Raw genomic sequence first — 11,262 nt, 5'->3', positions numbered from 1 at the left:
CAACGAAGTACTCATGAGCCGTGTCACGTGACGAGGGGAGTGCCATGCCTGTGACCGATCGACCCTCCAGCAGTCATGAGCCCTTGGCGATCGTCGGAGTGGGGTGCCGCCTTCCCGGAGGCGCGAACTCCGCACAGCGCTTCTGGGATCTGCTGTGCAGCGAGACCGACGCCACCTGCGACGTCCCCGAGACGCGTTGGAACGCCGCGCGTTACCACGACCCGAACCCGGCCAAGATCGGCAAGATCGTCACCCGTCGCGGCGGATTCCTCAGCGAGATCGACCAATTCGACCCGCAGTTCTTCGGGATCTCGCCCCGCGAGGCACATTCCCTGGACCCGCAGCAGCGCCTCCTGCTGGAGGTCACGTGGGAGGCCCTCGAGGATGGGGGCCTTCCGGCCGATGAGTTGGCGGGCACCGAGGTGGGAGTCTTCATCGGCGGGTTCACCCTCGACTACCAGCTTCTGCAGAACCAGGGCCGGACCAGTCGTTACAGGTTCAAAACGCACTCGGCCACCGGGATGATGATGACGATGCTGGCCAACCGCATCTCGCACGCCTTCGACTTCCGCGGCCCCAGCATGACGATCGACACCGCATGCTCCAGTTCGCTCGTCGCGGTGCACCTTGCGGCGCAGAGCATCTGGAACGGCGAGTGCACCGTCGCACTCGCCGGCGGGGTCAACATCATGATCGGCCCGAACACCGCCATCGCCGAATCGAAGAGCGGATTCCTCAGTCCGCAGGGGCGCAGCAGAGCATTTGACGACTCGGCCGACGGTTACGCCCGCGGAGAGGGCGGCGCGGTGGTCGTCATCAAACCGCTCGCCCAGGCGCTGCACGACGGCGACGACATCTATGCGCAGATCCTCGGCACGGCCGTGTCGCAGGACGGCCACACCGACGGCATCACCGTGCCCAACGAGGAGGCCCAGGAGTCCGCGATCAGGACCGCGTTGAGCCGCGCTGACGTCGATCCGACCGAGGTCGGATACGTGGAGGCCCACGGCACCGGCACGCCCGTCGGCGATCCCATCGAGATGCGGGCGCTCGCCCACGCCCTGACCTCCGAACGAGCGTCATCGCACCCGCTCCTGATCGGATCGGTGAAGACCAACATCGGTCACCTTGAGGCGGGCGCCGGCGTCGCCGGATTGATCAAGGCGGCACTGGTGCTCAAACACGGGTACATCCCGGCGAACCTGCACCTTCAGACACCGACGCGACACGTGTCTCTGCCGGACCTCAAGCTCGACATCCCCGCCTCGGGGCGGCCCTTCCCCGAGTGTGAGCGTCGCGTGGCCGGCGTCAACTCATTCGGATTCGGCGGCACCAATGCGCATGCGGTGCTTGCTGAACCGCCTGCCGTTCCATCCGACACCGAGTCGTCCAAACCGCTGGCGCCGACGTTACTGCCGATATCCGCGCGCAGCGAGGAGGCGTTGGCGGCGACGGCCGGTCGGTTGGCCGAGCATCTAGGCGACAACCCGGACACCACTCTGGTGGATCTCGGCTACACCCTCAGCCGCCGACGCGCCCACCTCAGTCACAGGCATGCCCTGATCGTCGAGAGCGTCGATGACGCGCGACAGCAGCTTCAAGCCGTCGCCGACTCCGGTCGCAGCGCGATCGAACGAGCCGCTCCGGCCACGCCGAAGATCGCCTTCGTGTCCACTGGGATGGGACCCCAGTGGTGGGGTATGTGCCGTGATCTGCTGGACGTCCTCCCGGTGTTCACCGAAAGCATCCACCGAAGCGACCGCGAACTGTCCCGATACACCGACTGGTCCCTTCTCGAGGAACTCCGCCGTGACGAAACCTCTTCTCGGATTGCGGAAACGGAGATCGCACAACCCGCCAACTTCGCAGTCCAGGTCGCATTGGCCGAGCAGTTGGCACATCTCGGTATCACGCCAGATGCACTGATCGGGCACAGTGCGGGAGAGGTGGCCGCCCATCATCTCGCCGGTCTGTTGACCTTCGAGCAGGCCGTCCACGTCGTGTATCACCGAAGTCGACTGCAGCAGCGTACGAGCGGGCAGGGTCGCATGCTGGCCGTCGGTCTCGACGCCGACAGCCTGATGCAGACCGTCGATGAGAAGGTGCGCGACGAGTTCGGCAGCCGAATCTCATTGGCCGCCATCAACAGTCCGTCGGCGGTGACCGTCGCAGGTGACGGCGAGGTTCTGGAGGGGCTCGCACGGCAGTTGGATCGGGCGCAGATCTTCAACCGGCACCTCGCGGTGAAGGTGCCGTATCACACCCACTACATGGAGGCCATCAAAGACGACCTCGTGGAGGCCTTCGCCGGGTTGTCCTCGAAAGCGGCTGCCCTACCGTTGTATTCGACGGTCACCGGCGAAATCCTGGACCGCTACGACGCCGGTGCGGCCTACTGGTGGCAGAACACCCGCGCCACCGTCCTGTTCGAGCCGGCCCTGCGCAGAATGCTCGACGACGGCTACACCCACTTCGTCGAACTGGGTCCGCACCCCGTTCTTGCCGCGTCCATCCTCGAAACTGCCGGCTCTCAGCGGGTGTCGGTCCTGGCGACGCAGAGACGCGACACCGATGACGCCCGCACACTGCTGAACTGCGTAGGCGCACTGCACTGCCAGGGCCACGACATCGCGTGGAGTGCGCTGCACTCCCGCGACGGCGCACGACTTCTGAAGCTCCCGTCGTATCCGTGGCAGACGAAACGATTCTGGAACGAAACCCCCGAAGCTGAGGAGGCGCTGTACTACAGGCCCGTGCACCCTCTGTTGGGCCAGCCGGTGCGCGCCGTGCACCCCACCTGGGAGGCCGAGTTGGGCACCCTCACCACGGCATTCCTGGCCGACCACAGAGTGCAGGGCAGCGTGGTCCTGCCCGGCGCGGTGTACATCGAAATGGCGCTGGCCGCAGGCCGCGAAACGTACGGGTCAGATCACAGCGTCGACAACCTCGTGCTGCACCGCGCCGTGATCCTCGACGACACCTGCGATCCCGTCATCCGCACAACGCTGAACCAGGACGACGGCACCGTCGAGTTCGCGGCCTTCACCGCGACGGGCGACGGGGACCTGAAGTGGGCCATCACCGCCAACGCCGAACTCAACACGCTCACCGTGCCACGCACCGTCCGCGGAGCATCGGCGCGGCAGGAATCGGTCACGTTCACTGACGGCGAGGAGTTCTACGGCCGCACCCAATCCCTCGGGTTCGACTACGGGGAGGCCTTCCGCTGCGTCTCGGCCGTGACGGCCGGTCACGACTGGGCAGTCGCGCAGATCACCGTACCCGCCGCGGTCCGTGACCAGCTCGACGACTATCGGTTCCATCCCGCCCTGATCGACGGCGCCTTCCAGACCCTGTTCGGTGCACCCTTCTCCGGTCAGAAGGAGAGCGAGGACCCCTTCCTCCCCACCAGGATTCGGCACTGCGCCGTCTACCGACCCCCAGCCGAACGCATGACCGTGCACGTCAACGTGTTGTCGGCCACCCAGGACGAGGTCGAGTGCGACATCACAATCTCTGACCACGCAGGTGACACCCTCGCGGTATTCGACGGGTTCACCGTGCAGTCGCTGAGTGCCTCGTCGCGGATGTCCCCCGACCACATCGACAAGGGACTCTACGAACTCTGCTGGGTCGAAAAGCCCACGGAGCCAAGGCATGAGGTCACCGGTGAGCAGACATCCTGGCTGGTCCTCGCCGACGAGTCGGGCATGGGCGCCGCCATCGCCGAGGAACTGAACGTCCGCGGCCACCGTGTGCACGCGGTGGAACACCCGTCCGACGGAGAGTCTGCCGACCTCGACTGGGATGAACTGATCGCCGCCGACGGCGGCGTGGCCGGCGTGATCGACTGCTGGCCGGTGGACATGTCCTGCGGGCGAGGCGATGCGGATGAGATTGGCCCATTCACCGTCCTTCGCCTGGTGAAGGCCCTCTCCAGACACGTCACCGCCAGGCCGCGCCTGTTCCTCGTCACCGCCAACGCGCAACCCGCGCCCGGCGCCGCGCTCACCGGGATCGACCAGGCTGCGATCTGGGGCCTCGGGCGAGTGATCGGCCACCAGGAGATCGCCGAGCACTGGGGTGGACTCATCGACGTGGATGCCGCCGACAACCACGCTTACACCGCTGCGCGAATCTGCGAGCATGTGCTCGGCGACGAGGCCGAAGACCAGATCGCGATCCGCGGTGCAGAGACGTTCGTGCCGCGCCTGCGCCGCTGCGAGGCCCTGACGAAACCCTTCCCCACCAAGCTCACTGCCGACGCGAGCTATGTCGTCACCGGGGGAGCGGGGGCGCTCGGTCGCGTGGTCACCGGGTTCCTGGCCGAACGCGGCGCGCGGCACATCACCATCCTGGGCAGAACACCGCTGCCACCGAGAGAATGCTGGGCGGCACTTCCCGAGGATGATCCCCACTTCGACACCGTCGCCGCAATCAGGGCGATCGAACGTCACGGCGCCCACGTCACCTCGGCCGGTGTCGATGTCACCGACGCTGACCAGGTGACGGCCTGGCTGGCCGACCACACCCGAAGCGGTGGCCGGCCAATTCGCGGAGTCATCCATGCCGCAGGCGCGGTGCGGGACCAACTGCTGGTCAAGATGAGCGAGACCGACTACGCCGAGGTGGTCGCCCCGAAGATCACCGGCACCCGGGTGTTGCACGACGCATTCCGCGGGCACGCGCTGGACTTCTTCGTCATGTTCGGGTCGGCCGGATCCACCATCGCCGCACCAGGACAGGGGAACTATGCGGCAGGCAACGCCTTCCTCGACGCCTTCGCGCACCACCGGCGGGCGGAGGGACTGCCTGCCCTCACCATCGGGTGGGGGCCGTGGTCGGTGGGAATGGTCGAAGAACTCAAACTCGAGAAGATCTACGCGCAGCGGGGGATCGAGTTGATCACCCCCGCGGTGGGAGCCAGGATCCTCGACCGCGTGATCAACCAGCGGCTGCCCAACATCGTTGCGATCAGCGCAGACTGGGGCCGCGCCCGGCAAGCCGGCTTCGGTGGGCGGGTGCCGCCGATGTTCTCCGAGCTCGAGTCCGACCAGACCGTCGACATCCCCACCGATGGCGCCTCGACACTCGACCTGCTCGCGGCGGCCGCCCCGACCGACAGGCCGACGCTGGTCGCAGATCATGTCCGCAGCATCGTGGCCGCCGTGTTCGACTGCGCCGCAGCCGATATCGAACCCAGCGACATGCTGGACGACATCGGTCTGGACTCCATGATGGCGATGGACTTCCGGGTGCGGATCAACACCGCGTTCTCCATCGACCTGCCGGTGCTCGAGATCCTGCGCGGGGTCAGCGTGAACTCCCTGTCCGCTCGGATCGTCGGTGAACTCGAGTCGATCCACGGTCAGGCGCCCGCCGGGGCCACCGAGGAGGCGCCACCAGAAGTCCACGAGGTGGACCTGCTCATGAAGGACCTGTCCGATGCCGAGTTGCGTGACCTGCTGGCCGAACTCGAGGCCGAATCCGCCGAACCCGATGCGAGTGGGCCTCGTCCGTGACACGCTCCGAGACCAGGCCGACGACGGTAACCCCCACGGGCGCGGGTTCGGCAGTGCACGTGCGGGGGCTGTCGAAGTCCTACGCCGGTACGCCCGCGGTGCGGGACCTGGATCTCGACGTCAGCTACGGCGAGGTGTTCGCGATCCTCGGCCCCAACGGCGCGGGGAAGACCACCATCGTCGAGATCCTCGAGGGCAACAGAAGACGGGACGCCGGAGTGGTGCGGGTCCTGGGCGTAGACCCCGGGCAGGCCGGTCGGGGGTGGCGCGCACGCATCGGCATCGTGCTGCAGGAGGTCAGTGACGCCGGAATGCTCACGGTCGCCGAAACCGTGCAGATGTTCACCCGCTGCTATCCGACCGCGCGGAACCTCGACGATGTGCTCGACCTCGTCGGTCTCAGCGCGGCGTCAGGGTCGCGGGTCAGGGCCCTGTCGGGTGGGCAACGCCGCCGCCTCGACGTCGCTCTCGGCATCATCGGCCGTCCGGAACTGCTGTTCCTCGACGAGCCGACCACTGGATTCGACCCCGAGGCGCGGCGCCAATTCTGGGACCTCATCCGGATTCTGGCGTCCGACGGCACCACAATCCTGCTGACCACCCACTACCTCGAAGAGGCGGCCACACTCGCGGATCGCGTCGCCGTCATCGCCGAAGGCACGGTCGTCGCGGTGGATTCGCCGGCCAGCCTGACCCGGCACGTCAACATGACCGCGACGGTCCGGTGGGTGGAGGGCGACCGGGTCCACATTGAACACACCATCTCACCCACTGAACTGATTCGGCAGCGCAGCAGCGACGGGGCCGAGTTGGCCGAACTGACCGTCACCCGGCCCACTCTCGAAGACGCCTATCTGCAGTTGATCGGGCACTCGTGATGTCGTCTGGCGTCGTGGAAAGAGGCGGGGGGGTGCTCCCCTCGCCGGTACGGATCGGGTTCTCCCGAGTCGTCCCCGAACTGAAGATGTTCTATCGCAGGCCCGAACAGGTGGTGCTGACGTTCTCGATGCCAGCGGTGATCTGCCTGCTGCTGGGGTCGATCTTCTCGGCACCGCTGCCCGGCAGCGGAATCAGCACGGGCGCGGTGATCGCGGCCAGCATGCTCGCCTACGGGATCCTGTCGACCTCGTTCATCAATCTCGGCATCAGCATCGCCGCCGACCGCGACACCGGGGCGCTGCGGAGACTCCGCGGAACTCCGACCACGGCGACGTCATACTTCATCGGCAAGATCATGCTGGTCGCCATCGTCAGCCTCGCCGAAGCGGTGATCCTGCTGGCGGTCGGGGTGCTGGTGTTCGGACTTCGGCTGCCCGCCAGTGCCTTCGGGTGGTTCACGCTGTCGTGGGTCTTTGTGCTGGGTGTCGTCAGCTGCTCGCTGCTGGGGGTGCTGATCAGCAACCTCGCGAGCAACGCGGTCTCGGCCGCGGCGCTGACCAACGGCCCGGCCGTGGGTCTGCAGTTCCTGTCGGGAACCTACGTGCCGCTCATGGTGTTGCCGACGTGGATGCTCGCGATCGGGTCGCTGTTCCCGGTCAAGTGGATGGCTCAGGGCTTCAGGTCCGTGCTGCTGCCACCGGAGATGGTGGCCATCGAACCCGCAGGGAGTTGGGAACATTGGCGCATCTTCTTCATGCTGATGGCGTGGAGCATCGGGGGGTTGATCGGATGCCGGGCGGTCTTCCGCTGGTCGGACCGGGACTGACGCTGCGTTGGGAACCGGCGCCGACCGCCTCGACTAAAAGTCATGTGAAGTAAAACCGTCGTCGTCGGGTGTGGCCCGTTCTACGCTGACGGCCCAGTACAGAAGACGACGTGCCTCGGTGGCAACCGATGGCCCGACGCCGGCACTGAACGTCAGCCTCAGGGGACAGTAGAACAGGAGCCCGATCGCGCCAGTCACAGTTCGAGGAGATGGTGGCTGTACGCCGTGAGTCTCTGAGCATCAGGCTGAGACCAAGACTGCTTCCGTGATGCGCTTCTGTCGCAACACTTTCCGAGTCGCCGGCTGCGCTGGCATTCGTTTGGAGAACGGTTGTCGGCATGCCCAGAGAAGCCGTCGCGGCGATCAAACCGCCTACGAAGCCGACGACCCAGTTCACGTCGATCCCCGCCGACGGAGAGCCTGAGAAAGATTCGAATGTCCCTGCGCATTGACAACGTGTCCAAGAGTTACGGGGACACCACAGTTCTGGAACCGCTGTCGTGGACCGCCGAAAAGGGCGAGATCCTGGCCGTCGTCGGACCCAGCGGATCCGGTAAGAGCACGCTGCTGAACCTGATCAATCTGTCCGTCCAGCCGACCACCGGCACGATCCACCTCGACGGCGAGGACCTCACCGCGCTGAGTCGTCGCCGCCTGCGTGACGCGCGACGCAAGATCGGCACCGCCTTCCAATCGGCCGCGTTGTTCCAGCGCCGCACGGTGAGCGCCAATGTCGCGCTCCCCTTGGAGTATCTGGGGGTCGAGAAGACGCAGATGGCGGAGCAGGCGGCGTCTCTGATCAAGCGGGTCGGCCTGGCCGAACGGGCTGACTACTACCCGGGGCAGCTTTCGGGGGGTCAGAAACAGCGCGTCGGGATCGCACGAGCGTTGGCGCTGAATCCCCATGTGCTCCTGGCCGATGAGATCACCTCGGGTCTGGACCCTGCGACCACGACGTCGATCCTCGACCTCATCAAGGATCTTCGCGACGAACTCGAACTCACCGTCGTCCTGGTCACCCATGAGATGGACGTCGTGCGCGCCGTCGCGGACAAGGTGCTCTACCTCGAGGAGGGCAAGGTGCTGGAGTACGACACCGCGACTGCGCTGCTGCGCAACCCTCTGTCGCACGTCGGTTCCCAACTGCTGAACTGGGGACAGGGGGCGGACGGCTTCTCCTCGCATGTCGACTCCGCAGGACTGCTCGACGTGCTGTATGTCTCCGACCGTGTCCCGCGCACCTGGGTAGGCGACCTCACCGTCCGCTTCAACACCGACGTCGAGCTGATCGAAGCGCTGGTGGAACCGATTCGAGATCAGCAGTTCGGGCGCGCACGCATCCGCATCGGCGACGTCGAGAAGATTCCGGCGATCAAGACCCACCTGGCAGCCGAGGGGATCGCGGTCATCAGGGACGGTGCCGAATGACCGAACCGGTGCTGACTGCGTCGCGCGATTTCAACACTCCGTGGAGCGAAGTGCCGGCCACGCTGTGGACGGCACTTCTCGAGACGTTGACCATGGTGTTCGTCACCTCCGTGATCGTGCTGGTGGTGGGCCTGATCGTCGGCGTGGTGCTGCACAACACCTCAGCGCGTGAATCGGCCCTGTTCACCAACGAGAAGGTCTATTCCGCAATCGATTTCGTCGTCAACATCGGGCGTTCCCTGCCGTTCCTGATCCTGATGGCATTCATGATCCCGGTCACCCGCATCATCGTGGGCACCTCGGTGGGCATCAAGGCGGCAGTGGTCCCGATGGCCATCGCCGGTATCCCGTACTTCGCTCGACTGGTCGAGAACGCGCTGCGCGGACTGCCCGACGAGATCGTGCGGGCCAGCGTCGTCGCGGGCGCGTCGAAGGCGCAGGCCGTCTCGACTGCTCAGCTGTCCGAAGCGCTGCCGGCGCTGGTCGGTGCCGGGACGATCCAGGTCATCGGAATCATCGAATTCTCCGCGGTCGCCGGTGCCATCGGCGCGGGTGGCCTGGGCAACCTAGCGCTCGCGTACGGATATCAGGCGTTCGACGACCACATCATGCTGGCCACCGTCATCACCCTGATCGCACTCGTGCAGTTGGTTCAGTTCATCGGAAACCGGCTCGCGCGCTGGGTGACCCGGCCATGACCAGACTCTCTCGACCCCAAGCCAATTCATCACGAAAGGAACGAAAGTGAGCAGCACCGAACCGACGACCCCGGGTGGATTCACCATCCAGAAGAAGTCCAAGTGGCCGTGGATCGCCGGAGGTGTCGTCGTCGCGATCGTCGCAGTCGTCCTCGGCGTCACCCTCGCCGGGAAAGAGGACAACGGTTTCGACTCCCACCTTAAGGTCGCCTACTCGACCTCCGTCCCCGCGGCAAAGGATCTCATCGAATACGTCAACGAGGAGATCGCTCCCGACTACGGAATCACAGTGGAGGCCGTCGGATACGGAGACTATGACGCGATCTACCGTTCGGTCGACGAGCACACCACCGCCGCGCACATCGCAGCGCACCGATACTGGACCGCCGAGGTCAACAAGCGACTCGGCACCGACAACTTCGCCACCGATGCCGAGGTGTTCACGTGGGTCGGCAGCGTGTACTCGCCGAAATACCGCAGTCTCGACGAGATCCCGAATGGCGCCAGGGTGAGCATCCCGCAGGAGCCTTCGGTGCAGGCACAGCAGCTTCAGGTCATGGCGCGCCTGGGCTTCATCGAACTCGACCAGTCGATCGATCCGCTGTTCGTCTCGGTGAAGGACATCACGGCCAACCCCCGCAATTGGCAGCTGACGCCGATCGAGCTCAGCAGCCAACCGCGTGTGTATAAGGACTTCGACGTGACGTTCTCCGGCGGAGAGGGAGTTGACCCGGCTTCTCTGATCACCAACGTGTCTCTGCCGCGCGCCTATTCGCCGCCGCTCACTGTGGCGCAGGACCGTCGCACCGACCCGAACGTCGTCAAGCTGTACGAGGCGTTCAAGGATCCGCGGGTCCAGGAGTGGTTCACTCAGGGTGGGGGCAAGGAGTACGAGACCATCATCACCGCGGTGGCGACCGACCAGCCGCTGGTGAATCCGGAACTCTATGTGCCGCTGGACCCCAACGCGACCGACAGCGAGGGCTGAGATGACGACAGCGGTCGACACTCTTCTGCTCGACGTCCACGCACACTACGTCGATCCATGGTGGTTTCGGCAGGACGGCACCGCCAAAGCCCAGAACCACGAACTGATCGGGGATCTCGACGCGCTGGCCGAACTGGGCGGCGGTGACACCGCAGTGACCCGCGTCCTGAGTGCGCCTCCAGAGATCCTGTACGGGACCGGCGTGCCGACCTCCGACGGACAACTGCGGCACCACAACGAATTGGTGGCCAGCAACGCGGCCGAACGCACCGGTTTCATCGGGTTCGGGTCGGTCGACGCCTTCACCGCGGATGCGCAGGGACAGGTCGCGCACGCGATCGACGACCTCGGTCTGGCCGGTGTCGTTGTGGACTCCGAGCATCAGGGCACGTACCTCGGAGATCGGTCGACGTGGGCGACGTTCGAAGCCGCCGCCGAACGCGGAGTACCGGTGTTCGTACATCCGGTGTGGACGCCGGATGTGGAGTACATCCGGGAGCGCATCGGCGACGAAGCGGCCGCCTGGGGCCGTGGGTATCGCAACGGCCTCGCGTTGCTGAACATCATCAAGTCAGGTGTCACACAAGCGTTCCCAGAGCTGAAGCTCGTCGTCACCGGCCTGGCCGTGGGATCGCTGTGGTTCGCGCACGAGCCCATCGCACGCCTGCGCGAAGACCTCGGGTTCAGCCCCCACGTCTATTTCGACACCACGTCGTTCCACGCGCCGTCGGTCCGCTATCAGGTCGATGTGCTCGGAGCGGACCGCGTCGTGTTGGGCAGTGACTGGCCGTTCCACACCGACGGCACTCGTGAGGTCGCCGAGTCGACCCTGGAGTCGATCGGGCTGTCCCAGTCCGAACAGGAGCAGGTGCTTTCGGGCAACCTCAGCGGTCTGACCAGCTGAGAGATATTCACCCGCGC

The 11,262-nt window shown here is 65.7% G+C and carries 7 protein-coding genes; all 7 read left to right on the top strand.

The window, feature by feature from the left end; translation table 11 throughout:
* Nucleotides 1-44 precede the first annotated feature (44 nt).
* The 7 genes from G6N34_RS24665 to G6N34_RS24635 all read left to right on the top strand — a co-directional run bounded on the left by G6N34_RS24665 (nucleotide 45) and on the right by G6N34_RS24635 (nucleotide 11,245).
* Nucleotides 45-5,522 (top strand): type I polyketide synthase, encoded by a 5,478-nt coding sequence (locus tag G6N34_RS24665; protein WP_085152127.1) that lies wholly within the window; start codon nucleotides 45-47, stop codon nucleotides 5,520-5,522.
* Nucleotides 5,519-6,400 carry an ABC transporter ATP-binding protein gene (locus G6N34_RS24660; protein WP_109788494.1) on the top strand — a complete coding sequence of 294 codons (882 nt, stop codon included), beginning with the start codon at nucleotides 5,519-5,521 and terminating at the stop codon, nucleotides 6,398-6,400. Before G6N34_RS24665 ends, G6N34_RS24660 begins: the two co-directional genes overlap by 4 nt.
* 86 nt (nucleotides 6,401-6,486) lie before the next feature.
* Nucleotides 6,487-7,227 carry an ABC transporter permease gene (locus tag G6N34_RS24655; RefSeq protein WP_276061919.1) on the top strand — a complete coding sequence of 247 codons (741 nt, stop codon included), beginning with the start codon at nucleotides 6,487-6,489 and terminating at the stop codon, nucleotides 7,225-7,227.
* A 435-nt stretch (nucleotides 7,228-7,662) separates the two neighbouring features.
* Nucleotides 7,663-8,655 carry a methionine ABC transporter ATP-binding protein gene (locus G6N34_RS24650; RefSeq protein WP_085152124.1) on the top strand — a complete coding sequence of 331 codons (993 nt, stop codon included), beginning with the start codon at nucleotides 7,663-7,665 and terminating at the stop codon, nucleotides 8,653-8,655.
* Nucleotides 8,652-9,353 carry a methionine ABC transporter permease gene (locus G6N34_RS24645; protein WP_085152123.1) on the top strand — a complete coding sequence of 234 codons (702 nt, stop codon included), beginning with the start codon at nucleotides 8,652-8,654 and terminating at the stop codon, nucleotides 9,351-9,353. The genes G6N34_RS24650 and G6N34_RS24645 overlap by 4 nt, the downstream gene beginning before the upstream one ends.
* Before the next feature lie 46 nt (nucleotides 9,354-9,399).
* Nucleotides 9,400-10,341 (top strand): MetQ/NlpA family ABC transporter substrate-binding protein, encoded by a 942-nt coding sequence (locus tag G6N34_RS24640; protein WP_163645508.1) that lies wholly within the window; start codon nucleotides 9,400-9,402, stop codon nucleotides 10,339-10,341.
* A 1-nt stretch (nucleotide 10,342) separates the two neighbouring features.
* Entirely contained in the window at nucleotides 10,343-11,245 is a 903-nt protein-coding gene (locus tag G6N34_RS24635) for an amidohydrolase family protein (protein WP_163645506.1), read from the top strand.
* Nucleotides 11,246-11,262 lie beyond the last annotated feature (17 nt).

It is taken from the genome of Mycolicibacterium confluentis, from assembly GCF_010729895.1.
Classification (GTDB): Bacteria; Actinomycetota; Actinomycetes; order Mycobacteriales; family Mycobacteriaceae; genus Mycobacterium; species Mycobacterium confluentis.
This window is presented reverse-complemented; position numbering and strand designations above follow the sequence as displayed.